Annotated in this window: 25 protein-coding genes; 8 read left to right on the top strand and 17 right to left on the bottom strand. The window is 56.5% G+C overall.

Going from position 1 to position 23812, the window contains the following annotated elements; all coding sequences use genetic code 11:
* The first annotated feature begins 57 nt into the window (after positions 1-57).
* Positions 58-957, top strand: a complete 900-nt coding sequence (gene lpxO / locus EDC30_RS18735) for a lipid A hydroxylase LpxO (RefSeq protein ID WP_132260387.1) — start codon at positions 58-60, stop codon at positions 955-957.
* A gap of 39 nt (positions 958-996) precedes the next feature.
* On the opposite strand, the gene EDC30_RS18740 is transcribed toward lpxO, so the two are convergent.
* The gene (locus tag EDC30_RS18740) at positions 997-1233 is read right to left on the bottom strand and encodes a hypothetical protein (protein ID WP_132260389.1); all 237 of its coding nucleotides are present in this window, start codon (positions 1231-1233) and stop codon (positions 997-999) included.
* A 448-nt stretch (positions 1234-1681) separates the two neighbouring features.
* On the opposite strand from EDC30_RS18740, the gene EDC30_RS19545 reads away from it, so the two are divergent.
* Positions 1682-2578 carry a hypothetical protein gene (locus tag EDC30_RS19545; protein WP_165973887.1) on the top strand — a complete coding sequence of 299 codons (897 nt, stop codon included), beginning with the start codon at positions 1682-1684 and terminating at the stop codon, positions 2576-2578.
* A 170-nt stretch (positions 2579-2748) separates the two neighbouring features.
* Positions 2749-4968 (top strand): PAS domain S-box protein, encoded by a 2220-nt coding sequence (locus EDC30_RS18750; protein ID WP_132260392.1) that lies wholly within the window; start codon positions 2749-2751, stop codon positions 4966-4968.
* Positions 4969-5026: 58 nt separating this feature from the next.
* Here the strand turns inward: EDC30_RS18750 and EDC30_RS18755 are convergent, their stop codons facing one another.
* Positions 5027-5923 (bottom strand): sensor histidine kinase, encoded by an 897-nt coding sequence (locus EDC30_RS18755; RefSeq protein ID WP_132260394.1) that lies wholly within the window; start codon positions 5921-5923, stop codon positions 5027-5029.
* Between the two features lie 371 nt (positions 5924-6294).
* Between EDC30_RS18755 and EDC30_RS18760 the strand changes: the two genes are divergently transcribed.
* Positions 6295-7236, top strand: a complete 942-nt coding sequence (locus tag EDC30_RS18760; RefSeq protein WP_132260396.1) for a Tim44 domain-containing protein — start codon at positions 6295-6297, stop codon at positions 7234-7236.
* Positions 7237-7308: 72 nt separating this feature from the next.
* On the opposite strand, the gene EDC30_RS18765 is transcribed toward EDC30_RS18760, so the two are convergent.
* The 3 genes from EDC30_RS18765 to EDC30_RS18775 all read right to left on the bottom strand — a co-directional run bounded on the left by EDC30_RS18765 (position 7309) and on the right by EDC30_RS18775 (position 10028).
* Entirely contained in the window at positions 7309-9090 is a 1782-nt protein-coding gene (locus EDC30_RS18765) for an ATP-dependent metallopeptidase FtsH/Yme1/Tma family protein (RefSeq protein ID WP_132260397.1), read from the bottom strand.
* A 284-nt stretch (positions 9091-9374) separates the two neighbouring features.
* Positions 9375-9626, bottom strand: a complete 252-nt coding sequence (locus EDC30_RS18770; RefSeq protein ID WP_132260399.1) for a DUF6139 family protein — start codon at positions 9624-9626, stop codon at positions 9375-9377.
* Between the two features lie 99 nt (positions 9627-9725).
* Positions 9726-10028 (bottom strand): antibiotic biosynthesis monooxygenase family protein, encoded by a 303-nt coding sequence (locus tag EDC30_RS18775; RefSeq protein WP_132260401.1) that lies wholly within the window; start codon positions 10026-10028, stop codon positions 9726-9728.
* A 268-nt stretch (positions 10029-10296) separates the two neighbouring features.
* Here EDC30_RS18775 and EDC30_RS18780 point away from each other — a divergent pair, with 268 nt between their 5' ends.
* On the top strand, positions 10297-10764 hold the full coding sequence (locus EDC30_RS18780) for a heme-copper oxidase family protein (protein WP_207907330.1): 468 nt from the start codon (positions 10297-10299) through the stop codon (positions 10762-10764).
* Between the two features lie 137 nt (positions 10765-10901).
* On the opposite strand, the gene EDC30_RS18785 is transcribed toward EDC30_RS18780, so the two are convergent.
* Positions 10902-11171, bottom strand: a complete 270-nt coding sequence (locus EDC30_RS18785; protein ID WP_132260402.1) for a GlsB/YeaQ/YmgE family stress response membrane protein — start codon at positions 11169-11171, stop codon at positions 10902-10904.
* Positions 11172-11423: 252 nt separating this feature from the next.
* A complete protein-coding gene (locus EDC30_RS18790) occupies positions 11424-11942 on the bottom strand; it encodes an SET domain-containing protein (RefSeq protein WP_132260404.1) in 519 nt (172 codons plus the stop codon).
* Positions 11943-12106: 164 nt separating this feature from the next.
* Here EDC30_RS18790 and EDC30_RS18795 point away from each other — a divergent pair, with 164 nt between their 5' ends.
* Positions 12107-12541 (top strand): hypothetical protein, encoded by a 435-nt coding sequence (locus EDC30_RS18795; protein ID WP_132260406.1) that lies wholly within the window; start codon positions 12107-12109, stop codon positions 12539-12541.
* 53 nt (positions 12542-12594) lie between these two features.
* Here the strand turns inward: EDC30_RS18795 and phaP are convergent, their stop codons facing one another.
* Together phaP and EDC30_RS18805 are read right to left on the bottom strand one after the other, a co-directional pair.
* Complete coding sequence (gene phaP / locus EDC30_RS18800) at positions 12595-13158, bottom strand: TIGR01841 family phasin (RefSeq protein ID WP_132260407.1); 564 nt, start codon at positions 13156-13158, stop codon at positions 12595-12597.
* Between the two features lie 328 nt (positions 13159-13486).
* On the bottom strand, positions 13487-14635 hold the full coding sequence (locus tag EDC30_RS18805; RefSeq protein WP_207907331.1) for a patatin-like phospholipase family protein: 1149 nt from the start codon (positions 14633-14635) through the stop codon (positions 13487-13489).
* A gap of 164 nt (positions 14636-14799) precedes the next feature.
* Between EDC30_RS18805 and EDC30_RS18810 the strand changes: the two genes are divergently transcribed.
* A complete protein-coding gene (locus EDC30_RS18810; RefSeq protein ID WP_132260411.1) occupies positions 14800-16308 on the top strand; it encodes a B12-binding domain-containing radical SAM protein in 1509 nt (502 codons plus the stop codon).
* A gap of 63 nt (positions 16309-16371) precedes the next feature.
* Here EDC30_RS18810 and EDC30_RS18815 read toward each other — a convergent pair whose 3' ends face one another.
* Genes EDC30_RS18815 through EDC30_RS18820 form a run of 3 tightly spaced genes read right to left on the bottom strand, consistent with a single transcriptional unit; the run spans position 16372 to position 18052 of the window.
* Positions 16372-16617: a DUF3717 domain-containing protein gene (locus tag EDC30_RS18815; RefSeq protein ID WP_132260412.1), complete on the bottom strand. Its 246-nt coding sequence runs from the start codon at positions 16615-16617 to the stop codon at positions 16372-16374.
* A gap of 22 nt (positions 16618-16639) precedes the next feature.
* Positions 16640-16777, bottom strand: a complete 138-nt coding sequence (locus EDC30_RS19550; RefSeq protein ID WP_165973888.1) for a hypothetical protein — start codon at positions 16775-16777, stop codon at positions 16640-16642.
* Between the two features lie 60 nt (positions 16778-16837).
* The gene (locus EDC30_RS18820; protein ID WP_132260414.1) at positions 16838-18052 is read right to left on the bottom strand and encodes an MFS transporter; all 1215 of its coding nucleotides are present in this window, start codon (positions 18050-18052) and stop codon (positions 16838-16840) included.
* A gap of 318 nt (positions 18053-18370) precedes the next feature.
* On the opposite strand from EDC30_RS18820, the gene EDC30_RS18825 reads away from it, so the two are divergent.
* Positions 18371-19135, top strand: coding sequence for a DUF72 domain-containing protein (locus tag EDC30_RS18825; RefSeq protein ID WP_132260416.1), 765 nt, complete (start codon positions 18371-18373; stop codon positions 19133-19135).
* Here EDC30_RS18825 and EDC30_RS18830 read toward each other — a convergent pair.
* The 5 genes from EDC30_RS18830 to EDC30_RS18850 all read right to left on the bottom strand — a co-directional run bounded on the left by EDC30_RS18830 (position 19132) and on the right by EDC30_RS18850 (position 23627).
* The gene (locus EDC30_RS18830) at positions 19132-19968 is read right to left on the bottom strand and encodes an alpha/beta fold hydrolase (RefSeq protein WP_132260417.1); all 837 of its coding nucleotides are present in this window, start codon (positions 19966-19968) and stop codon (positions 19132-19134) included. The genes EDC30_RS18825 and EDC30_RS18830 overlap by 4 nt on opposite strands.
* Positions 19969-19974: 6 nt before the next feature.
* Positions 19975-21048, bottom strand: coding sequence for a branched-chain amino acid ABC transporter permease (locus EDC30_RS18835; protein WP_132260419.1), 1074 nt, complete (start codon positions 21046-21048; stop codon positions 19975-19977).
* Positions 21045-21983: a branched-chain amino acid ABC transporter permease gene (locus EDC30_RS18840; RefSeq protein ID WP_243656865.1), complete on the bottom strand. Its 939-nt coding sequence runs from the start codon at positions 21981-21983 to the stop codon at positions 21045-21047. Before EDC30_RS18840 ends, EDC30_RS18835 begins: the two co-directional genes overlap by 4 nt.
* A gap of 103 nt (positions 21984-22086) precedes the next feature.
* Complete coding sequence (locus EDC30_RS18845; RefSeq protein WP_132260422.1) at positions 22087-22824, bottom strand: ABC transporter ATP-binding protein; 738 nt, start codon at positions 22822-22824, stop codon at positions 22087-22089.
* Entirely contained in the window at positions 22821-23627 is an 807-nt protein-coding gene (locus EDC30_RS18850; RefSeq protein WP_132260424.1) for an ABC transporter ATP-binding protein, read from the bottom strand. Before EDC30_RS18850 ends, EDC30_RS18845 begins: the two co-directional genes overlap by 4 nt.
* Positions 23628-23812 lie beyond the last annotated feature (185 nt).

A 23812-nucleotide genomic window follows, 5' to 3' on the forward strand; every position in this document is an offset into this window, starting at 1 on the left:
CTGACATCTTCCCTGCAGCCGTTCCTTCTTTGTTATTTCAATATTCCGGGCTCCACCATGAAATGGACAATCATTGCCATTTACCTGTTATCGATTCTCCATGTGCATTTCCGCGGACGAGTACGGCTGCCATTCCTGCGTCAGCTGGTAGACCACTCTTCGGTGGTGGCGCCGCTCAACACTTTCATGCACATGTTTTCCGGCGTGCCATCGACGCCTTATCTGTCGTCGGAAAGCTTTGCGCAATTGCGCAAGCTCGATGCCAACTGGGAAATGATCCGCGACGAAGCCTTGCAGTTGATCGCCCTGCAAAAAATTAAGGCTGCGGAAAAAAATGACGATGCCGGCTTCAATTCGTTTTTCAAATACGGATGGAAGCGCTTTTATCTGAAATGGTATGACGCCAGCCATCCTTCGGCGGAACGCCTGTGCCCCAAGACGGTGGCCCTGCTCAAGGAAATCCCATGCGTGAAGGCGGCGATGTTTGCCGAGCTCCCGCCAGGCGGCAAGCTGAACATGCATCGCGATCCGTATGCCGGCTCGCTGCGCTATCACCTCGGTTTATCGACGCCAAACGACGATGCCTGTTTCATCGACGTCGACGGTCAGCGCTACAGCTGGCGCGATGGCCAGAGCGTGGTCTTCGATGAAACCTATATCCACTGGGCGCAAAACAATAGCGCCAGTGACCGCGTCATCCTGTTTTGCGATATCGAGCGGCCCATGCGCTACCGCTGGGCGCAAGTGCTCAACCGCTGGCTCGGTCGCACGCTCATGACGGCGGCAAGCTCGCCAAACGAAACCGGCGACCAGACTGGCGGCATCAATCGCCTGTTCCGTTTCGTTTGGCTCATCGGTCAATACCGCCGCCGCTTCAAGGCCTGGAACCGCACCGCCTACAATGTCACGCGGATTGCGCTCGGCGCCTTGCTGCTGGCGTGGATTATCTTCGGTTAAGCGATCCCCGCCGGCTGGCGCCGCCCCCAATCTCCCTTCTCAATCGAGCAGCAATTCCTGGCCGGGCGACCGGCCATTGCGAATCATGGCAGCCTGCTCAAATTCATAGTCAGACGCGCAATCGCGGTCGCAGAATTTCTGCCCGAGCGGCAACTGCTCGTCACAGAACCAGCAAGAGCCTTTAGGAATCAGGCCGGGACGATGACGGCATGCCTCGATTGCTGCCAACCGGTTCAATTCGACTTGATCGTTTGCGATATCGGCTTCATCACTCATGGCGCTCTCCTTTGCGTTGTCTTTGTGAAGTGTCTCGGCAATATATAAAAGCCAACGCGCCGTGAAAGTAGGAGGCCCTCGCAAAGTGACGTAGGAAAACATGAGGTTTTGCCATGCACTTACGCGATATCAAATCGACAGTGTGGTCGCATTCAAAATGCGCCTCGGCAAGCATCGTTTTTATTTCCATGAGGCTGCAAATCTGAATGCCGCAGGAAATTTCAGAAATGCATCGATAAAAAAAGCGTCTTTGGTCTCCGCGTGGTAGGAAAGTTCGCGTAGCCGCACCGTCTTTTGAGCTTAATAAAAAAATAAAGGAAAACTTGCGATTTCTCCAACGTGTTGACGAAACCGACACGTATGCAGTGAGTCTGATTTGTTCCTCGTCTATTGCATTCCGGTTCTTTGCCATGAATGCCGTTCCCGTTTTATATCTACGGAGATAACTATGAAGAAACTCAAATTGGCCACCTTGATTGCAATGTTGGGTGCCGCAAGTGTCACCTATGCCCAGAGTTCCAGCAGTGACATCTCGAGCACCACCGATCCCGCTAAGGCAGCCGCCGTCGAGCAACGCGCAGAAGAATTGCGGATGAAGCAGGAACAAAGCGGCGCATCCTCATCCGGCAGCGACACTGGCAGCAGCGCGACTAGCTCCTCGACCGATTCCGGCACGAAAGCTAAACCGCGTCATGCCAAGAAAAAACACCATAAGGCCAAGAGTTCCAAATCCGGCGCAGCAGCCGGTGCTGGCGCCACCACTGGCGCTGGCAGCAGCGGCTATGACAGCGACGGCTCGTCGGGCAACAGCAATCAAAGCAGCGGTTCGTCCGGTACAGGTTCGTCCGGCAGCAGCATGAGCGGCACGTCGGGTTCTTCCAGCTCGGGCAGCGACTCCTCCTCGGGCACCAGCTCGTCGGGCAGCGGCAGCACTGGCGGCATCGCCGGCACCAATCCTGCCGCTAGCGGTGGTCAGTCAAACAGCCAGCAACCGCCGAGCGCAACTTCCAGCAGTGGCAGCTCCGGTAGCGATACCTCTGGCTCCAGTTCGTCCGGTACAGGTTCGTCCGGCAGCAGCATGAGCGGCACGTCGGGTTCTTCCAGCTCGGGTAGCGACTCCTCCTCGGGCACCAGCTCGTCGGGCAGGGGCAGCACTGGGGGCATCGCCGGCACCAATCCTGCCGCTAGCGGTGGTCAGTCAAACAGCCAGCAACCGCCGAGCGCAACTTCCAGCAGTGGCAGCTCCGGTAGCGATACCTCGTCCGGGACCGGCTCTTCCGGCGGCAGCGCCTCCTCGGGCAGCAGCGGCGGCAGCGTCAGCAGCACCACGTCGAGCACGCGTTAACCAGCGGCTCTAAGGCCGGTCCTGGACCGGTCATAAAACCCACCAATTCCCATATCTCTCGTGGGATTGGTGGGTTTTTTCGTAAAAATTAGGCTTACCGTCTAAAAAGGCCCTAAAATGCCTTTTTTCGATAAAAGAAGAATAACTTCGACGGCGCTTGTATTTCCAGAATGAAAAAAAAATGGACAATTAAGCTCCTCGTGCTGACTGGCTTCATCGTGGCGGTGCTCTTTCTGGCGCTGCTATCAGGCATCGTGTGGGATAGCATGATGACTTCGATGAAAGTAAATAGCGAAGAAGACCATAGCAATGCGGTCTTGCTCGCTACCGAAAAAATCAGTTCCAGCATGGCCCTAGCCATTGCCGCTCATCGCGGCTACATGCTCAATGGCGATCAGGAATCCTTATTGCAACGCGATGCGGCATTGGAAGCCTTGGATGCCTCGGTCGCTTCGCTTGCCGACCTGGTGCAAGACGACCTGGAATTGCAAGCCTATCTGCAGCAATTGCAGACGATCATTCCGGAAAAAATCGACATGATGAAGCAGGGTCCGAGCCGTCAAGGCAGCGAGCGCCTGGCTAACGTCAAGTCGAGCAATGCCAGCAGTGCCCAACTGCAGGAAATCTTCAGTCGCATCACTACATACGAGAATCAGCGCCACCATCGTCTCGACCAGGAAAAGCGCGCCGGCATCCGACGCACGCAAATCAGCGCCGCCATGCTGGTATCGTCATTGGCCATCCTGCTGACCGGGCTGTACCTGCTCATCAATCATCATCTGCGCCGTGACGAGTTGCGCATGGAGTTGGAAAAGAGCGAAGCCTTATTGCGCCAGGTGCTGGAATTGATGCCTGTCGGCGTCGTTGTCATCGGGCCGGACCGCTCGCTCAGCATGGCCAATCCCGCCGCCCATGAAATCATGGGCACAAGCCCCGGCGATAAGCTGCAGCTGCCCTGGCTGAAAGCCTGGGATATCGGCACGGGGGAAAGCATCACCCAGGACAAGTCCAGCATCGTGCGCGCGCTCGAGCATGGTGAAGTGACCTTGAACCAGGAAGTGGAAATCATGCGGGCCAACGATGGCCAGCGCAGAATTTTGCGCACTTCCGCCATGCCACTGCGAGATAACCAGCAGAAGATTCTCGGCGCCATCACGGTTAGCCTGGATGTCACCGACTTGAAGCGCACGGAAAAAGCGCTGCAGGCCGCGCATGACGCCATGGAAGCCCGCGTGGCGATGCGCACCCGCGAACTGGTGGTCGCCAACGCCCAGCTGAAGTCGCAGATCGAAGAACGCCGCCGTGCCGAAGACACGCTGCGTCAGACCCAGAATATCCTCACCATCGCGCAGCGTACCGCCCATGTCGGCAGCTGGGAAATCAACCTCGTCACCCAGGAAGCGCAATGGTCCGATGAATTCTTCCGTATCTGCGGACTCGAGCCCGGGTCGATCAAACTCAGCATCCCGGCCGGATTCGACCTGATCCATCCTGAGGATCGCCGTCGCATTTCCGCCGCCGTCAACGCGGCCGTCGAAGCGCGCCGCGAATACAGCGAGACGCTGCGCGTCGTGCGCCCCGATGGCACGATTCGCCACGTGCTATTGCAGGGCGAGCCGGTGCCCAGCGGCTATGCGCCGCCGACCATCCTCATCGGGTCGATGCTTGACATCACCGAACAAAAGCAGAATGAGGAAATGCTGCGCCAGCTGGCCGTGCACCAGGAAGTCATCAAGGAAGAAGAAAGAAAACGCATCGCGCGCGAAATCCATGACGAGATGGGACAAAACCTGCTGGCGCTGCGCATCGACGTCTCCATGCTGCATGCCCGTACGGCCAAAAGCCATCCCAAGCTGCATCACAAGGTCGAGACCGTTCTCAACAATATCGACAATACCATCAAGAGCGTACGCGCCATCATCAACAACCTGCGCCCGGTAGTACTGGACCTGGGATTGTACGCCTCCCTGCAATGGCAGATCGAGGAATTCCAACGCCGCACCGGCATTGTCTGCGAACTGTTCGCCAAGGCGGACGAACTCGATCGCTGCCTGACGGAAGAACAAACCACGACGCTGTTCCGCATATTGCAAGAGTCGTTGACGAACGTCGCCCGTCACGCCAATGCCGGCAATGTCAACATCGCACTGGACCGCAAGGGTAGCCAACTTTTCATGCGCATTGCCGACGACGGCGTCGGCATGTATCCGGGCGACCGGCGCAAATCGAAATCCTTTGGTCTGCTCGGCATACGCGAGCGCATCAGCGCTATCGGCGGTCAAATGACGGTGGAAAGTATCGTCGGCCAGGGCACGGTATTGGTGCTGTCGGTGCCGCTCAATACCCAGGCTACCGACGAGCCGGAACCGCCGCACCGGCTACAAGCGTAATGATCACGCGCGCAGGAGCGGCGCCATCCCTCTTCTGCAAGTCGCGTGTGCCCTGCCGCTATTCCGGCGGCAAGGGCAAGCTGGCCATCAGCGTCAATCCCTTGCCTTTTTCCGTAGTGATCGAGAGATTGCCGCCCAAAGCCGATACGCGTTCCTGTATGCCGACCAGGCCAAACGCATTGGCCTTGCGGCGACAGTTGGGAAAATCTCCCACGCCGTTATCGGCGACTTGCAAATACAGGTAACGCCGATCGCCATGCAAGCAGATGTCGACATGGTCGGCATTGGCGTGGCGGGCGACGTTCGTCAACGATTCTTGCAATATGCGCAGCAGCGCCAGGGCACGCGCATCGTCGATCATGAATTCACTGCGATCCGTCGTCAGCGAGCAGGTTATGCCGCTGCGCCGCTCGAATTCCTTGATCTCCCATTCAAAGGTCGCAATCAAGCCCAGGTCGAGCACGGCAGGGCGCAGGTTATTGATGATCGACCGCACATTCTTGATCATGCTATCGATATTGTTCAGCGCCGACTGCACGGTTTCCACCACCACCGGATGATCGCTGCCGGCCGCACGCTGCATCATCAGAATATCGATGCGCAGCGCCATCAGGTTCTGGCCGAGCTGATCATGCAATTCGCGCGCAATGCGCTTGCGCTCTTCCTCGATAATCTCCCCGGTATGCCGCCCCAATTCCCGCAAGACTTGCTGCGATTGCTGCAGGGCTTGCTCGGCGCGGCGCCGCTCGGCGATTTCTTCCGTCAGCAAGGCATTGATCTGCTGCAGCCTGGCGGTGCGCTCATGGGCATGCTGCCCGGCTTCTGCCGCTGTTGCGCCGGCATCCTGCGTCTTGCGTCTTTTTTTTCTGGGCCGAATCGCTTCTTCATGAAAGATATTGTCTTTGTCAGAGAACTGTGGGGAGGTCTTTTGCGATGGAATTACCGTATGCGCCATAGCGGAGATCAATCAGCGTCGAAACAACAAGCCGCAGTTCCCGATATATCAGAAGAGGGCAAGGAGATGAACTCAATAGACATACTGCTTTCGCATTGGTTGCATGTTATCTATGGGAAGCAGATTTCTTCCTTTTCCAGGCCGTACGGTGGACTCAGACTTCGGTTTGTGAGCCGAAACGACGGCAAGAATGTTGAATACTTCCATTTTTCGGAAGTGTAAGTTCCATTAATTTCGCTTTTTATATGAGCATTCCGGCACTATTATGTGCCATGAAGCGTCATAGGGTTTCCAGCTTGTCCTATGATCTATGACTGAATTCACGCGGAAGTGCACGCTTTACACGCCGCAAGCTTTTATTGGAGATTTGCATGAAAACACTGTTAACAGCGATGCTGGTCGGTGCACTGACACTGACTGCGGGCATTCCCGATGCCGAAGCCAAACGCATGGGTGGCGGCGGATCATTCGGCCGGCAGTCGCAAAGCATGAGCCGCCAGGCTACACCACCTTCGCAATCGCATAACCAGGCAGCACCCGCACAACGGCAGGCCGCACCGGCCAACAATGCGCAGAATGCGGCAGCCAAGCCGGCCAGCCCGTGGAAAGGGATGTTGGGCGGCGCCCTGCTTGGTCTGGGTCTCGGAGCCTTGCTGTCGCACCTGGGCATCGGCGGTGCGTTGGCCAGTGCCATCAGCTCGATCCTGATGATCGCCTTGCTGGCAGCAGCGGCATTCTTCATCTATCGCATGATCAAGCGTAAATCGGGTCATCAGGAACCGATGCGCCCGGCCTATGCGAGTGCGAATTCTTCCGGCTTCAATACGCCGAACATCGGCTCGCGCCTGGAACCCGCACAACCGGTGCAACCGGCCGCCTTTTCAGCTGCGCCGCTGGCATCGGGCAATGCTGCCGACACCGGTGTGACGCCGTTTGGCGTACCGGCTGATTTCGATACGACAGGTTTCCTACGTCACGCCAAGAGCAACTTCATCCGCCTGCAAGCGGCGTGGGATCGTGCCGATATCAACGATATCCGCGAATTTTCAACGCCGGAAATGTTCGGCGAACTGCGTCTGCAACTGCAAGAGCGCGGTGCGTCGGCCAACCATACCGATGTGGTTTCGCTCAATGCCGATTTGCTGGGCATTGAAACGGTGGGCACTGAATATGTTGCCAGCGTCAAGTTCGATGGCATGATCCGCGAATCGGAGCACGCCGCAGCAGAACCGTTCGCGGAAATCTGGAACCTGACCAAGCCGGCCAACGGCCAGGGCGGCTGGCTCCTGGCAGGCATCCAGCAAGTCAACTAAATAACGCCGCAGCCAAAACAAAACGCCCGCTATATGCGGGCGTTTTTCTTTACCGGGAAATGGCCGGATCGATTACGCAGCGACTGCCAGCGCCACCGGGTTATCGTCCATCATCGCCTGGAATACCTTGATATCATCGATATCGATCTCTTCTTTTTCCAGCAAGCGCTCCACCATCGCATCCATCACATTCTGGTGCGTGGTCAGGATGGCAGAGGTATTCTGCTTGGCCTGCGCCATGATGTGCATCGCTTTCATTTCCGCTTCATAGCGCATCTGCGGGCTGGAATGCTCATCGATCGTCAGCAGGCCGAATTCCGACATGCCATGGCGGCACACCAGGTTCAGCGCGATATCCGAGGCGCGCTGCAAGTCATCGTCGGCGCCGGTGGTCATCGAGTGCATGAACAACTCTTCCGCCACGCGACCACCCAGCAGCACGTGCAAGCGGTTCACCAGATGCTTACGCTCCACCAGCAGCTGATCATTCGTCGGCGCCATGAAGGTCTGGCCCAGCGACTGGCCGCGCGGCACGATCGACACCGCAGTCACGGGATCGGTACCGCCAGCCATGGCGACGATGGCATGGCCGCACTCATGGACTGCCAGGCGGCGACGCGCATCCTGATCGATCAGCGACAGGGTCGAGCGGCGCTCTTCACCCATCAGCATGACATTGCGAGCACGCAGAACATTCTCCAGCGCGACTTTGTCGGCGCCGTTATGCACGGCGATCATCGCCGCCTGGTTCATCACGTTAGCCAAATCGGCACCGGAGAAGCCGATGGTCTGGCGGGCGATTTCACTGTAGTTCAGATTGTCCTCGACGCGGACCTTGCTGCCGTGGATTTTCAGGATTTGCTCGCGCTCCTTCAGGTTCGGCTTGCCGACCTGGATACGGCGGTCGAAACGTCCCGAGCGCAGCAAGGCCGGGTCGAGCGAATCCAGACGGTTGGTGGCGGCGACGACGATGACGCCGTTATTGGCTTCGAAACCATCCATCTGCACCAGCAGCTGGTTCAGGGTGCTGCTCATTTCACGCGCAGCGGCCGAACCTTCATTCATGCGCTTGCCGCCGACGGCATCGATTTCATCGATGAACAGCACGCAGGGCGCCATCGCACGCGCCTTGGCAAACAGGCGCTTGATCTTCAGGGTCGAGACGCCGACGAACATCGAGCTGAATTCCGAACCATTGGTGGCGATGAAGTTCGCGCCGGATTCGCCAGCCAAGGCCTTGGCCAGCAAGGTCTTGCCGGTACCCGGGTCACCGTACAGCACGACGCCGCGCGGGAAGTTGGCGCCGATTTTTTCATAGACGTCCGGCGCCTTCAGGTAAGTGGCAATTTCCATCAAGTTCTTTTTCGCTTCTTCCGCGCCGGCCACATCGGCAAAGCAGACTTGCGATTGACGCTGCTTCTTCCGGAAAGGCAGGGCCAGCGGCTCAGGACGCGAAGCGATCAGGCCAAACAAGCCCAGCACGGCCAGCAACACGATCATCGGCAGCATGGTATCGAGGTTGATGGCATGCGGGTCAATCTCGACATTGGCGCCCTTGGCGGTAAAGCGGTTGGCGGCATCCACATCCATGGACGGCAGCTCGACGATATAGCGGCCGCCATCCTTCAGCGTGACATCAGCCTTGCCGCTGTCGCGGTTGGGCGCGATGCGCACGGTGCCGATTTTGCCGGCTTCCAGGTCGGCGGCAAAATAGCTATATGTCTGCGTGATGCGGTGATTCTGTTTATAAGTGAAATACGCGGCAGCGCCGCCAATCACGCCGACACTGATCAAAGCGATCAGGATCTTGCGCCAGAATTGACGTCGCTTGATGCTGGAAATGCTGCTCGTCATAAATATTTTCTCCGGGGTATGAGATGTGGCAGGGCAATAATTGCTTATCGAAAAGCGATTCTTCTTCTTAGTCCACTTTCTCTTGCCGCGGTTCAATCAAGGAACGCGAAAATGCCGGCTTTTTCAGCGAAATGTGCAAAAAAGCGGATGAGATGACAATATCTGAGCGTAACGCCAATATCGAAAAGAAGACCGTAACACCTTGCCTGGATCAGGCCATGACAATCCAATAAAAAAGCAGGGACGTCCTGATGACGTCCCTGCTTTTTTACTGAAAAAGAAAATCACATCGGTAATTCGCCGTCGCCCAAGGTTTTTACACTGGTAATGGCATAGCCCTTCGACGAAATTTGTTCGACCGGGTCTTCAATTGAAAACTGCGGCAAGCGGTCCACGCTTTCTTCCAGATCGACGCTTCGTTCCGCCGCTTCCCAATCGACGCTGATCGCTTCATCTGGAATAACCTTGCCTTCTGGCACGGCCAAGTAAGAAAACTGTCCACCGGATTCTGGACGACGGTAAATATCGACGCGCATGTCATTCCCCTTGTCAAAATCAACACTTGTTTTTGACTATACGCCGCTATAAAGGTTGCGCTTTGATGTGGATGTCTTGCGTATCTAAGAAATTGCAATTTAGTTAGATTTTGCCAGCAAACTGAAATGCTCAACAACAGGAGGCTGGGCAAAGTAGGGGCTGACGATTGCGCGCCATTCGGTGAAAGCAGGCGACTCCCTGAAATCAACGGTATGGTTTTCCAATGTCTCCCAAAAGATCATTAATACATATCGCTCAGGTGATTCGATCCCTTTATTGATCTTAAAACCCTGAAACCCTTTAGCTTTAGCAATTACTTCCGTGACGCCGCGCTGAATGACCAAGTCGAATTCGGCTTGACGGTCTGCCTGGATACGGATATCTGCAATCTCAAGAATCATTATTTACTCTGCCAATGAAAATTTAATTATGGCATCTTTCCTGCTCGTTCAATATTACCGGCGAAGACTATTGCAATAATGGATTTTTAGCCGCAGCTGTGTAATATTTGCAATATGCCAACATCTTCATCGCTATTGATCGATGCTACCCCTGCCGCTTTCATGCAGGGCGGCGTGTCGATCAGCCTCAGCGGTTGCGATGCGGCAAACATCCGAGAGTAGGCAAAGCCATCGGTTGTCGGGTCACGCCGGATTTATGCCGGCCGGGATGCGCGTCAGGGTAACTAACAATGAAAAGGAAAATACCATGAGCAACGAAACACTTGCCCACGCAACTGTCGTCAATACAAAGCCGGCGTTTTCTTCGGCCGGCATTATCTGGCTAAAGCTTGCCAGCCTCTATCTGGTGCTAGGCATCGTTATCGGTATTGCGATGGGGGCGAGTGAAAACTTTACGCTGCGGCCGGTGCATGCCCATGTCAATCTGCTTGGCTGGACGACACTGGCCTTATCCGGGTTGATTTACAGCCTCTTTCCCTTGGCAGCGCAAAGCCGCCTGGCCAAGCTGCACTTCTGGCTTCTTAACCTTGCACTGCCCGTCATGATGGTCACCCTCACTCTGCTGCTGTTTGGTCACAAGGAAGTGATTCCCGTCATGGCGTTAGCAGAGATCGCGGCGGCATTGGCCGTACTGGCATTCGTCATAAATATGTTCAAAAACCTCAAGGCCGGCTGATCTGCATCTGCAGCTGGATCCGCTATCGCGACAACAAAAAAGGCAAGTCTTTGCAGACTTGCCTTTTTCTTGCGTGCTGATGCTGTTCTGCTAAATGGATGATCTCGCCTAGCCAGCCAGCAAAGGATGGCTGCTACTTAGCGTGTGCGACCGCGTCGTACCAGATTAACGATGGCCAGAAGGATGATAGCGCCAAGGAATGACACCAGCAGCGAACCCAAACTAAAGTCGTTCTGATTAATCGTCCCTGTGCCAAACAGCGGTGCCAGCAACCAGCCACCCAGCAATGCACCAATGATACCGACCACAATATTCAAAATCATTCCCTGCTCTGCATCGGTCTTCATGACCAAGCTTGCCAGCCAACCGATGATGCCCCCAACTACTATCCAGATAATGAAGTTCATGTTGGTCTCCTAAAGTGTGCAATGTCACGAAAAACAAGTCGCCTTGCATCCGGCTACTAAAAGGATGCTAGCAGGGGAAGCCGCTCAATGGCATAGGACAGTGACTGATTGTAGAGTAGGAAAACGCGAAGAAATCGTTAAAAAATTAATGGGGGAAATGAAAGTTAACGGATAACAATGGAATTATTGAGTCGAAGAAAAATTACGCCTGCACTTACTTGCTCACGATAAAAATCTGGTCGCCGTGGCGATCTATTTTTTTGCAGATTTTTTTCTCTTTGGGGCCAGCATCGTCTGACGACATGTCGGCGCACCGCAGCGGCATGCATAATTCTGTTTCACGGTCGGCGTGTGGCGCTCTTCGATGATGAGACCGTAGTCGTAACCCAATTCTTCTTCCGGCTGGATATCGCGCAGGGCATAAATGAAGACGCGGCCATCTTCCTCGCGAGCTTCGCAATTTGGTTCGCAGGCATGATTGATCCAGCGCGCATTGTTGCCGCCGGCATCGCCATCGATCAGACGGCCATCTTCCAGGCTGAAGAAAAATGTGTGATGCGGATTGTCCGGGTCGCGGCCGTGCCGTCGCTGCGCTTCATCCTCGCTGATACGCTCGCCTTTGTATTCGATGATGCGCGTGCCTGCTTTGATCAGGCGCGTGGCGAAGACGCCTCTGCCATGAATGTGCGAGCCGCGCACGACGATGGCGGAACGTTGGCGCGGCGCTGCCGTTTTTGCAGCGCCTGATTCATTGAGAGAGTCGTTGTACATATCGCAGATGTGGAAAGCTTCATTATTTTATAAGCCCGCAGTTTACAGCGAATGCACTGTGCAGGCATGCATGTCTGTTGCATTAAGTACTGATTAATGACTCGCACGGTTTGCTGGCGGATCAAATGCGCTGATAACTATTTTTACCAATTGCCATCGGTGCAATGCAAGTCCATCCAGAAGCTTATCCAAGCGACAAAAAATTTCAGCTTTGGCTACAATTCGGTGGCCCTAGCTCACAATTTTTCTGCAAAGCACTCGCCATTCTGCATTATTTCAGCCATCATATTTTTATTGCTTTGGAGAATAAAATGGCTGTATCGATTGGAATGCTGGAACGACGTGCGCGCTATGTCATGAGCGCGGTGGCCTTGGTTGCAGTGGCAGGATTGGCCGCATTCAAGTTAGGGTGGATCACTACCGCTCCGTCTTATAAAGAAGACGCCTGGTATCTGGTAAGAGGAAATACCAACTTCGTCATTACCAGCGAATATGCCGACGAGGCGACCTGCCGGCAAAAAGAAAGCGCGTCTTCGGTTTGCCGCTCCGGCAAAGCCTTACTCAAAGAAGCACCGGGCTACCAAAACCGGCACTCCTGAACGACAAACGGGCCGCGATGCGGCCCGTTTTCGGTTCTCAGCAGCGAGAAGAATTACTTCTTGGTGCGACCGGTAGCTTTTTCAGCGGCTTGGGTGAATTGCGCCGTTGCGCTGCTCAGGTTGGTTTCGATGGCTTCGACAGCTTGCTTGGTGGTCTTGGCCAATTGTTCGTAACCAGCGTTGGCGTTACCGATCATCGACTTAACGATGGCGATCACGTTTTCCGAACCAGCCGGAGCATTCTTGGCCACGTCGTCCACGAGAGCAGCAACCTTGCGGCTGGTTTCAGCGATTTGCGCTTCTGCAGTCTTGGTGATTTCAGCCTGGGTCGACGAAGCGATGTTGGCGATGTGACGAGCGTAGGCAGCGGCTTTTTCAGCGTTCGGTTGAGCTTGGGCAGCGGCCAGCGAGAAGAATTCTTGTGCATCCTTGGCAGCCAGCAATTGCTTGGCAGCGGCGTTGGACTCTTCCAGCGAAGTCTTGGCAACGGTCAGGTTCAGGTCGATCAGCTTTTCGACGCCTTCGAAGGCTTTGCTGGTCAGCGCGGTAACCAGGGCGAGTTGAGCTTCGACATTAGCTTTGGTAGCAGCGGAAAATTGGTCTTGGTACGAAAACATTTGCTTCTCCTAGTAGATAAGGAATAACAGTGATTAGGGGCAGCGCCGGTTGTGCACCGCAACAATGGCTATTTTAGGCCCCTCTTTACTTTTGTCAAGAACTTTTTTGTGCGACGCAACAAAATATTTTTTATGTTGCTTGGTCCACACATTAAGTGGCTTTCAAGCCGGGCACGAGTTGTTTCTGCGTTTCATTGTTGCATTGCAGCCAGCGGATTATAGAAAGGAGTTGCCAGTTATTCAAATATTTTTCTGGCAATTTCTTGTTGCAGCGCAAAGGTTGCGCAGAAGATGGTCGAGTCTGCGCATAGCCAGCCTCATAGGCAGCCTATTTGGCACTCACTGACTCGGCTTCATCCGGCACCAACTCGTGGACCACGATGCCGGTCTCGGCCGGCACGAAACTCGTCCAGCCGCGGTGGCGTATTGCCCGCAGCGCATCCTGATAACCCTGTTCCCAGCGCCAGCGTATCGATCCCCGCGAAAAATTCACATCCTTCGACGCCATATGCCAGTCCCGCCCGGAATACGCGAGGCGCACGATGTGGATGGTCGAGTCACGCCCGACGGCATCGAGGACATGCGCCGTGCGCTTCTTGCACTCCTCCGGCAACTCGCTATGCAGCTTGCGCACCATGCGCCGCAGGTTATGCAATTCCAGGTAATGCTCGATGTGGTTTTTCGAGCGGGAGGCATACATGACATCCTTTTGGCGAGTCGCGACTTCATCCATGGTGGTCGGTTCATCGCCGGAAGCGCTCCATAAGTCCACCATGAAACACAAGGTATCGACGCGCGGCTCATCGTCCAGCACGGTTTCCAGCGGCGTGTTGGAGAATAAGCCGCCGTCCCAGTACAACTCGCCGTCGATGCGTACTGGCGGAAAACCGGGCGGCAGGGCACCGCTGGCCATGATGTGCTTGACGCTGATATGGCGCTGGCGGTTGTCGAAGATGGCGCGGCGGCCGCAGGTGACTTTCATCGCTTCGATAGTCAGGCGCATGCCGCCCGGAGTATTCAGGTAATCGAAATCGACCAGTTCGTGGAGCGTCTTTGCCAGCGGAGCGGTATCGTAGAAACTGGCCTGTTCCGGATCGACGGGCATGCCAAGCGAAAAAGGATGCATCATCCGAGGCGAAAAAAAGCCGGGAACACCGCGCAATAGCGTGTCGAAGGTCGCCATGCGGATATTCATTTGCCGGGCGGCGTCGGAGACGCGGTTCATGTCGAAGGCATCATCATGAGCCACGCGGTCCCAGAATTCCTTCAGCTGAGCCAGGCAACGACTACGCTTGTTGCCGGCAATAATGGCGGCGTTGATCGCACCGATGGAAGTGCCCACGACCCAATCCGGCGTCAAGCCGTGCTCATGCAGCGCCTGGTAGACGCCGGCCTGGTAAGCGCCGAGCGCCCCGCCGCCTTGTAATACCAGGGCAATGCGGTGCTGATCCGGATTGAAATCGTTGCTGGCCTTCATGTCCATCTGATTATTCTCCTGCGCAATATCGTTTCTGCCATCATGCATGGTTTAGCGCTAAGTGTAGCCCATTCGTCCGACGCGGCTCGGGTAGTCCAGGAGCAATGCCTTCACGCCCGAGTCTTCCAGCGTAGAATGAGGCTTTTTTTGCGCCGTCTCTTTTCATGACTATCCTGCTGTCCACCCTGAACGCCCGTTACACCCATGCCTCATTGGGCTTGCGCTATCTGCTTGCCAACATGGGCGAACTGCAGGAGCAAACCCGCGTGCAGGAATTCGTCATTGGCACGAAGACGACGGAAATCGTGGAAAAGCTACTGGCGTCGCGCCCTCGCATCATCGGGCTTGGCGTCTATATCTGGAATGTCGAGGAATGCACCAAGGTCGTGTCGATGCTCAAGCGCGTCGCACCCGAAGTGACGGTCATTCTGGGCGGGCCGGAAGTGTCGTATGAAACCGCCGAACAGGAAATCGTGCGCCTGGCCGATTACGTCATCACCGGCTGGGGCGATGTCAGCTTTGCCGTGCTGTGCCGGCAGGTATTGCATGGTCCGCAGCCATTGATGAAGATCCATGCGGGCGTGCAGCCGCCATTGAACGACCTTGCCTTGCCATACGATCTCTATACCGATGAAGATATCGCGCATCGCACCTTGTATGTCGAGGCATCGCGCGGCTGCCCGTTCAAGTGCGAATTCTGTCTATCGTCGCTCGACAAGACGGCGTGGCCGTTTGATCTCGATGCGTTCCTGGCGGAGCTGGAAAAACTCCATGCGCGCGGCGCTCGCCTGTTCAAGTTCGTCGACCGCACGTTCAACCTGAATATCAAATCCAGTTTGAAGATCATGCAATTCTTCCTCGATAAACTGGCCGCGCATCCGGAAGACCCGGTATACGCCCATTTCGAGGTGGTGCCCGACCATCTGCCCGATGCGCTCAAGGATGCCATCGTGAAGTTCCCGGCGGGCACGCTGCAATTCGAAATCGGGATCCAGAGCTTCAACCCGGAAGTCCAGGCACACGTGAGCCGCCGGCAAAACAATGAAAAGGCGGCCGACAATATCCGCTGGCTGTGCGAGCACTCGCACGCGCATTTGCACGTTGATTTGATTGCCGGCTTGCCGGGCGAGGATATCGACAGCTTTGCGCGCGGCTTCGATTTTCTGTATTCACTCAAGCCGCACGAAATCCAGTTCGGCATCCTCAAGCGCTTGCGTGGCACGCCGATCATCCGCCATACGGAAAATTTCCATATGGTGTATGAAGCCCATCCGCCCTACACGATTCTGGCAAATGACCGCATCGGTTTCGCCGACATGCAACGCTTGGTACGCTTTGCCCGTTACTGGGACATGATCGCCAATTCCGGCCGCTTTGCCCATACGCTGCCGCATATCCTGGGTGAGTCTCCCTTCGCGCGCTTTATGGCATTGTCGGACTGGTTGTATGCCAAGACGGACGCCACACACCGCATCGCCCTGGACCGCCTTGCCGGATTAGTGGGGCAATGGCTGGAGGAGCAAGGCATATCGGCAGACACGGCGCGTGCATTGTTGGAAAGCGATTATGCGGGACAGGCGCACAAGAAGCATATCGTGAAAAAAGCGCAGGCCGAAAACAAAAAGGCCGAGAGCGCGGCACCGTTACGGCAAGCGCGGCATCTGGCAGCGTAAGCTTGGCTGAAGTGCGCTCGCCGGATAGTTGTCTAGGCGCAGCGCTGCGCTTCCAATCCGAGGTTATTTGATCGCCTGCGACGGCATTGCCTCTTGGCGCGCCATCCACTCCTCGATCAATTGCCGCACAAACGGCGGCAGCGCTGAAATGGGAAGCGCGTGTCTTCGCTCGTAGATCATCTGCGCATAGACGCTGGCCAAGGCATTCACTTCCGGCGAAAGCGTACTCTCCTCTCCAGTGGAAGGCTTACTCAAGCGCCAGTGGTTGATTAGCTTTTCCAGGTTGGTCAGTGAAATGTCAGCAGACATGGTAAGTGGACCAGCGTGGAAACTATGTGCACAGCACCAGGCGATTTGCCAGGTCGACGATAAAGGATGGCCGCAGATAAGCCATGAAGGTCGCCGCCAGAACGATGGCAAGCAGTATGCCCAACAGCATATGCTGGAGCCGGCTGCGTCGAGATTTCATCTGGTCGTCCATTTCACTCTGCCTCTCACGATGACTTGGCGGCGAGTCAGTATATGCCCCTTAAGCGAGCGCAGGTTTGCGCACAATCGGCTTTTCATTGATCGGCAGGTTGACGAGGGCCGCGAACACACCAAGCGCGATGGTGATCATCCAGACCGTGTTGTAGCTGCCTTCCTTGGTAAACAAATACCCGCCCAGCCAGACGCCGAGGAAGCTGCCGACCTGGTGCGAAAAAAACACGAAGCCGGATAACATCGACATGTACTTCACGCCGAAGATGCTCGCCACGACGCCATTTGTCAGCGGCACGGTCGACAGCCACAAAAAGCCCATCGCCGCAGCAAACACGTACACCGAAGCGGTCGATAGCGGCGCCAGCAGGAACAGGGCGACGACCACCGAGCGGGTGATGTAAATCGAGGAAAGCAAATAGCGCTTGGGCAGGATGCCACCGAATTTGCCGGCGTAGTAGGAGCCGAAAATATTGAACAGGCCGATCAGGGCAAGCGCAATCACGGCGACATTCGGATCCATGATGCCCTTGTCTTTGAGGTAGGCCGGCAAATGCACGCCGATGAATACGACCTGGAAGCCGCAAACGAAATACCCGGCCACAAGCAGCAGGAAAGGTTTATAGGCGAAGGCTTCGCGGATCGCTTCGCCGATGCTTTGTTGATGCCCGCCTTGTTCTTGATAAACCGGCTCGCGCAAATACCAGGACATCGGGATCATCACCACTAGCAGCAGGCCGGCGAGCACATAAAAGGCATTTTGCCAGCCGGTAGCCGAGATCAATTGCTGTTCGACCGGCATCAGGACGAATTGCCCGAAGGAGCTCGCCGCCGAGGAAATGCCGAAAGCCCAGGAGCGTTTTTCCGCCGGCGCGACTCGCCCCACGATACCGCTGATGGCGCCGAAGGCGGTACAGGCAAGTGCCGCGCCGCCCAGCGCGCCAGCCCCGATGACGAACAAAGTCGGTTGCGTGACCAATGCCATCCAGAGCAAGGCTGCCGCATAAAACAGGGCGCCGACCAGCACCACGCGCGCGGTGCCGATACGGTCGGCAATCACGCCGGCGAACGGCCCGAATACACCCCACATCAGGTTTTGCAGTGCCATGGCGAGCGAATAGGTTTCCCGCGTCCAGCCATTGGCTTGTGAAATCGGTTGCAGCCAGAATCCAAAGCCGTGCCGTACTCCCATTGCCAGAGTCAGCACCAGTCCGCCCGCGATCAACACGGTTTTTAATTCTGGCGCGCGTTTGGCAATCCACATGACGATTCTTTCTGGCAATAAAAATATCAGTGTAGCGTAAAGCCTTGCCGCGTGTGGCGAGTCGTTTTGTTTCTGAGGTGCGAGGATGTGACATTAGCATTTTCGCAGGAGTTACTCATTCATGCGACATAGAAATTGGTGATTCTTCGTCACCGGGTCGTCTTCCTTTCGGCTTTTCCGCATCGTGAACTTGTTGCATTCCTATTAACTCAAACCGGTGGACTGCCATGCAATTATCGGCGGCCATCTGCCTAGCCCGTTGCTCTGCAGCGTCGGCCGGAACATGCGAATAAAATTTAATGCTTAGCGTCACGATACATGCTTGAGGAATCTACCCCTTTAATCGGCTGCGCTGGCTGGAGCATCGCGAGCGCGCAGAAGGCCTCGTTTCCCCTGGCAGGAAGTCACTTGGAGCGCTATGGTGCTGTTTTGCCGGCGGTCGAAATCAACAGTTCCTTTTATCGCTCGCATCGTCCCGAAACCTATCAGCGCTGGGGCGATAGCGTTCCGGAGAATTTCCGCTTTTCGGTCAAGGTTCCGCGTACGATTACCCATCATCAGCGTTTGCAAAATGTCGCGCCGCTCATTGAAGGGTTCGTGCAAGAAGTTCATGAATTGGGAAACAAACTAGGCTGCCTTCTGGTGCAACTGCCACCGAGCCTGCGGTTCGATCCGCCAACCGTACATGCGTTTTTCGCGAATTTGACTCAACAGACAAGCGCGCCGGTTGTCTGCGAAGCCCGGCATCGCAGTTGGTTCATGCCCGCAGCAAATCAACTCTTGCAAGAGTTCGGCATCAGCCAAGTCATTGCCGATCCGCCCGTGGCGCCGTGCGAAGAGCTCTTTACTGGCGCGAAAACGGTGTATGTCCGGCTGCATGGATCGCCAGAGATGTACCATTCGGCGTATTCAGAAGAATACCTGTCGCAACTTGAAAACGAATTGCGGCAATATCAGGCGCAGGGAAAAACCGCCTGGTGCATCTTCGACAATACGGCCAGCGGCGCGGCAATGCCCAATGCATTGTCGCTCCTGGCTCGATTCAAAAGGAAAAATGCTGCTGACGTGAAGGTGCGTGCCTAGCTGGCCAGGAATCGACGCACGATCTCGATTTGTTCCGGCACGTTCAGGCATGGCGCATGACCGCAATCCGGAATGATGGCTGCCTGAGCGCGTGGGCCACGGCGAGTCATTTCATCGACCGTATCCTGCAACAACAGGTCCGAATTTTCACCGCGCAGTACCAGCGTCGGCATGTCCAGCTGATCGTAGAATTCCCAGGTGCGGTAATCGTTGGGATGCACGAAAAACTGCCGCACCATGGCGGGATCGTAATGCGTAGTGATCTTGCCGTTGGGAAGACGACGAGTCGACGTTTCCGCCATGCGGCGCCATTGCGCAGCGCTTTGCCAGCCATACGGCAAATACACCTTGCGCAGATAAGCTTCCAACTCGGTGACTGTATCGAATTCCGGCGGATTGCCGGCATAGGCCTTGATGCGCTCAAGCGCTTCCAGTGCCAGCATGGGGCCGTTATCGTTCAAGACGAGGTGGCTGATGCGGCCTTTGAGCGTGGTTGCCGCGGCGCGCGTGCCGATGGCGCCGCCCATCGAAGTGCCGACCCAGCGGGCGCGTTCGATGCCAAGCTGATCAAACAGGGATTGCGCGATTTGCGCATAGAAAGCCAGGCAGTACTCTTCGTCCGGTACCGGGCTCCACTGAGAAAAACCGCGCCCGAGCGTGTCGGGCGCGATGATGCGGTAACTGCCGCGCAATTCCAGCGCCAGATCATCGAAATCGCGGCAGGTGCGCGCCAAGCCGTGCCACATGATGAGCGGGGGCGCCGCATTGTCACCCCACTCCACATAGTGGATTTCACGGCCATGGCAACGCAGGTAGTGCGAGCTAGGCTGCATGCTGCCTTACTTCTTCTTGAACATCGCGCGCAAGCGCAGCTTGCCGACGACGCCCATGGGCAGGAAGTACACCGAGAGGATGTACAGCACACCCAGCCACAGCAGCCAGCGGTCCGGCGACAACAGGGCCGACAGCATCGGCAGGCTGGAGGTAGCGTCGGAAGCCAGCTTGAACAGCTCCTGCAGATAGCTTTCCGCGGTCAGGAACAGGGCCGTGCCGACCACTGCGCCGTACATCGTGCCCATGCCGCCGATCACGACGATCAGCAGGATGTCCACCATGATCACGAACGACAGGGAAGTGTCCGGGCCGTTATAACGCAGCCACAGCGCCAGCAGGCAGCCAGCCAGGGTGGCGAACAGCGCAGCCAGAATGTTCGACCAGATACGGAACACCACGATACGGTAGCCGATCGCTTCAGCACGGAAATCGTTTTCACGGATGGCTTGCAGTACGCGACCAAACGGCGAATTCACGATACGCAGCATCAGCAAGAACAGCGCCAGTGCGATGAAGAACACCATGTAGTAGGTGAGCAGCTTGCCGTTGAGTTCAACACCAAACAGCGGTGTTTCCGACAACGTAAAGCCTGGCGAGAAAATTTCCGGCAGGCGGAAATTCAAGCCGTCTTCACCACCGGTGATATCGGACATCTGGCCAGCCAGGGTCAGGAACGCCATCGCCACCGCCAAGGTAATCATGGCATAGAAGATTGCCTTCACCCGCAGCGACATCAGGCCCACGACCAGGGACAGGGCCAGCGACAAAGCCAGCGCACCGCCCATGCCGATCAACAGGCTATCCCAGCCCGGGCCCATGCGCGAACTGGCGATGGCAATCCCGTAGGCACCGATACCGAAGAACATGGTATGGGCGAACGAGAAAATCCCGGTGTAACCCAGCAGCAGGTCGAAGCTGGCCACCAGCACGATAAAGATCGAAATCTTTGCAGCCACGTTCAGCGCGCGCGAGCTCGGGAACAGGAACGGCGCGAGCGCGAGGCCCAGGAAAATGACGATCAGGATACCGGTCAGCACGCGGCTGCGCGGCAAGTCGTTGGATAAGAGACGCGAGATCATCGGTTGGTCACCTTATAGAGGCCGTTCGGACGCCATACCAGGATGGCAACCATCAGCAGAATGGTCGAGACAGCGTTGATTTTCGGGGTAAGGAAGCCAGAGTAGTTCGACAGCAGGCCAACCAGGATAGCGCCGAGGAAGGCGCCGCCGGTCGAACCCAGGCCGCCGATAATGATCACGATGAACAGCAACACGTTGATCGAGGCGCCCATCTGCGGAATGATGCTTTGCTGGTAGAAGCCCCACATCACGCCACCCAGGCCGGCCAGTGCGCAACCTACCACGAACACGCCAACGAACAGGGCCTTGATGCGGTAACCCAGGCTTTCCACCATTTCGGCATCCTGCACACCGGCACGGATCAGCAGACCCAGCTTGGTACGGTTCAGCACCAGCATCATGACGGCAAACACAATGATTCCGACTACCACGGCGAACAGGCGGTACTTCTCGATGCCGGCATCCATGAAGATCACGGAACCGAACAGCGAAGTCGGCAGCGTCATCGGACGCATTTCCGGGCCCCAGATCACCTTGATCAGCTCTTCGCCGACCACCATACCACCCATGGTGATAAGAATCTGCATCAGGTGCAAGCCGTAGACTTTGCGCACCAGGACACGCTCAAAGATCCAGCCGACAATGCCGGACACGACCATGGCCGCAAACATGGCCAGGATCATCGCCAGCAAGTTCAAGCCAAGGCTGTCCGCGGTCATCCACTCGGCCGGCAGCCAGCCCAGCACGGTCGCTGCCACGAATGCGCCGACGGCGATGAACAAGCCATGACCGAAGTTCAGCACGTCCATCAAGCCGAAGATCAGGGTCAGGCCGGAGGCGATGATGAAAATGATCATGCCCATGGCCAGGCCTGCCAGGGTCAGCGTCAGCCAGGTAGAGGTTGAGCCAATGAAGGGCAATGAAGCCAGCGCCATGATCGGCGCCAGGGCCAACGGAATCCAGTCGACCTTGGCCTTTGGAATGGTTGGCGCCTTCGAAGTTTTTGCAATGGGGAGTTCAGCTGTGCTCATGATTTCCTCATTGGTGAGCGTTCAGGGAAAGACCCAGCAGCTGCGTCTGCAGCGCTTCGTCTTCAGCCAGTTCTGCCATCAGGCCGCGGTGCACGATCTTGCCGTTGTCCATCACGGCCACCGTGTCGCCCAGCTGCTTGGCAAAGTTGAAGTTCTGTTCCACCAGCAGGATCGTGGTATCGGTCTGCTTGAGTTCGCGGAAGGCCGAAATCATGTTGGCGATGATCGCCGGCGCCAGGCCCTTGCTGGGCTCGTCGATCAGCAGCAGCTTGCGCGGTTCGACGATAGCGCGGGAAACGGCGAGCATCTGCTTCTGGCCGCCGGACAATTTACCAGCCGGGTATTCCCAGAATTTCTTCATTGCCGGGAACAGCGAGAAAATCCATTCCAGGCGCTTTTGATCGATGTCCTCGACGCTGCGTGCGCCGCGGGCCGCGAGAATCATGTTTTCACGCACGGTCAGGTCCGAGAAGATCCCCATGTTTTCTGGCACGTAGGCGATGCCTGCCTGCGAAATATCGGGAGTGGACTTCTTGGTGACGTCCTGGCCGTCGAAAGTGATCTTGCCCTTGGACGCCTGCCACAAGCCCATGATGGTGCGGAGGCAGGTGGACTTGCCGGCGCCGTTGCGGCCCAACAGCATGGTCAGCTGGCCGCGCGGCACTTGCAGGTCGACGCCGTGCAGGATGTGATAAGGGCCAATGTGGGTATTGACGCCTTCGAGTTTCAAGAGAGGGGCATTCATGCGGCTTCTCCAACCGGCGCGAGACCGAGGTAGGCTTGTTGAACGACAGGCGAGGCGATCACGGCTTCCGGTTCGCCATCGGCCATCAGGGTACCGTTGTGCAGCACGATGATGCGGTCGGCCAGTTCGCGCACCACATCCATCTTGTGCTCAACCAGCAGGATGGTCTTGTCGGTCTTGGTCTTCAGCATGCGGATCAGGTCCAGGATCACCGGGACTTCATCGACGCTCATGCCGGCAGTCGGTTCGTCGAACATGTAGACGGTCGGGTCCAGCGCCATCAGCAGGGCAACTTCCAGCTTACGCTGGTCGCCATGCGGCAGAGCAGCGGCGTACATGTTGCGCTTGGCAGTCAGGGCCACGGCTTCGAGCACCTCTTCGGCGCGCGCGATCAGGTCCTTGTGGCTGCTCCAGATATTCCACATGTCCAGACCCATCTGACGCTTCGATTGCAGCGCCAGGCGCACGTTTTCCAATACGGTCAGGCGCGGGAACAGGCTGGTGAGCTGGAAGGCGCGTCCCAGGCCGGCATGCATGCGGGCCGAGGCTTGCAGGCGGGAGATGTCCCGGCCGTTCAGCAGCACCTGGCCAGCTGAAGCATTCAGCTGACCGGAAATCAGATTGAAGTATGTGGTCTTGCCGGCGCCGTTCGGGCCGACGATCGCGGTCAGCGTGCCGGTCTTAAAGGCACATGACACCGCGTTGACTGCAACGTGACCGCCGAAACGGATCGTCAAGTCGCGCGTCTCCAGCGACACGGTTCCGGCTTTCTTGCCAGCCGCGTCCAGTTTTTGTACAGACATGCCGCACCCCGCTAAAAATTCTACGTGATTTTCCGGAACTGGCGATTGTTCCGCCAGTTCCGGCTTTGTGCCCGCTTGCGCGGGCGGTTACAGCAACGGATTAACGCTTGTTGCGGATGGGGATATCCATTTCTTCGGGCTTGATTTCGCGTACCAGTTCAGGCACGGCCCAGGTGAATGCCGGG

Origin of the sequence: Paucimonas lemoignei (assembly GCF_004342585.1) — a bacterium.
Taxonomy (GTDB): Bacteria; Pseudomonadota; Gammaproteobacteria; order Burkholderiales; family Burkholderiaceae_D; genus Paucimonas; species Paucimonas lemoignei.

Coding starts and splice junctions, on each gene's coding strand:
- lpxO (WP_132260387.1), top strand. CDS start 58: ATGAAATGGACAATCATTGCCATTTACCTGTTATCGATTCTCCATGTG.
- EDC30_RS18740 (WP_132260389.1), bottom strand. CDS start 1,233: ATGAGTGATGAAGCCGATATCGCAAACGATCAAGTCGAATTGAACCGG.
- EDC30_RS19545 (WP_165973887.1), top strand. CDS start 1,682: ATGAAGAAACTCAAATTGGCCACCTTGATTGCAATGTTGGGTGCCGCA.
- EDC30_RS18750 (WP_132260392.1), top strand. CDS start 2,749: ATGAAAAAAAAATGGACAATTAAGCTCCTCGTGCTGACTGGCTTCATC.
- EDC30_RS18755 (WP_132260394.1), bottom strand. CDS start 5,923: ATGGCGCATACGGTAATTCCATCGCAAAAGACCTCCCCACAGTTCTCT.
- EDC30_RS18760 (WP_132260396.1), top strand. CDS start 6,295: ATGAAAACACTGTTAACAGCGATGCTGGTCGGTGCACTGACACTGACT.
- EDC30_RS18765 (WP_132260397.1), bottom strand. CDS start 9,090: ATGACGAGCAGCATTTCCAGCATCAAGCGACGTCAATTCTGGCGCAAG.
- EDC30_RS18770 (WP_132260399.1), bottom strand. CDS start 9,626: ATGCGCGTCGATATTTACCGTCGTCCAGAATCCGGTGGACAGTTTTCT.
- EDC30_RS18775 (WP_132260401.1), bottom strand. CDS start 10,028: ATGATTCTTGAGATTGCAGATATCCGTATCCAGGCAGACCGTCAAGCC.
- EDC30_RS18780 (WP_207907330.1), top strand. CDS start 10,297: ATGCGCGTCAGGGTAACTAACAATGAAAAGGAAAATACCATGAGCAAC.
- EDC30_RS18785 (WP_132260402.1), bottom strand. CDS start 11,171: ATGAACTTCATTATCTGGATAGTAGTTGGGGGCATCATCGGTTGGCTG.
- EDC30_RS18790 (WP_132260404.1), bottom strand. CDS start 11,942: ATGTACAACGACTCTCTCAATGAATCAGGCGCTGCAAAAACGGCAGCG.
- EDC30_RS18795 (WP_132260406.1), top strand. CDS start 12,107: ATGCAAGTCCATCCAGAAGCTTATCCAAGCGACAAAAAATTTCAGCTT.
- phaP (WP_132260407.1), bottom strand. CDS start 13,158: ATGTTTTCGTACCAAGACCAATTTTCCGCTGCTACCAAAGCTAATGTC.
- EDC30_RS18805 (WP_207907331.1), bottom strand. CDS start 14,635: ATGAAGGCCAGCAACGATTTCAATCCGGATCAGCACCGCATTGCCCTG.
- EDC30_RS18810 (WP_132260411.1), top strand. CDS start 14,800: ATGACTATCCTGCTGTCCACCCTGAACGCCCGTTACACCCATGCCTCA.
- EDC30_RS18815 (WP_132260412.1), bottom strand. CDS start 16,617: ATGTCTGCTGACATTTCACTGACCAACCTGGAAAAGCTAATCAACCAC.
- EDC30_RS19550 (WP_165973888.1), bottom strand. CDS start 16,777: ATGAAATCTCGACGCAGCCGGCTCCAGCATATGCTGTTGGGCATACTG.
- EDC30_RS18820 (WP_132260414.1), bottom strand. CDS start 18,052: ATGTGGATTGCCAAACGCGCGCCAGAATTAAAAACCGTGTTGATCGCG.
- EDC30_RS18825 (WP_132260416.1), top strand. CDS start 18,371: ATGCTTGAGGAATCTACCCCTTTAATCGGCTGCGCTGGCTGGAGCATC.
- EDC30_RS18830 (WP_132260417.1), bottom strand. CDS start 19,968: ATGCAGCCTAGCTCGCACTACCTGCGTTGCCATGGCCGTGAAATCCAC.
- EDC30_RS18835 (WP_132260419.1), bottom strand. CDS start 21,048: ATGATCTCGCGTCTCTTATCCAACGACTTGCCGCGCAGCCGCGTGCTG.
- EDC30_RS18840 (WP_243656865.1), bottom strand. CDS start 21,983: ATGGCGCTGGCTTCATTGCCCTTCATTGGCTCAACCTCTACCTGGCTG.
- EDC30_RS18845 (WP_132260422.1), bottom strand. CDS start 22,824: ATGAATGCCCCTCTCTTGAAACTCGAAGGCGTCAATACCCACATTGGC.
- EDC30_RS18850 (WP_132260424.1), bottom strand. CDS start 23,627: ATGTCTGTACAAAAACTGGACGCGGCTGGCAAGAAAGCCGGAACCGTG.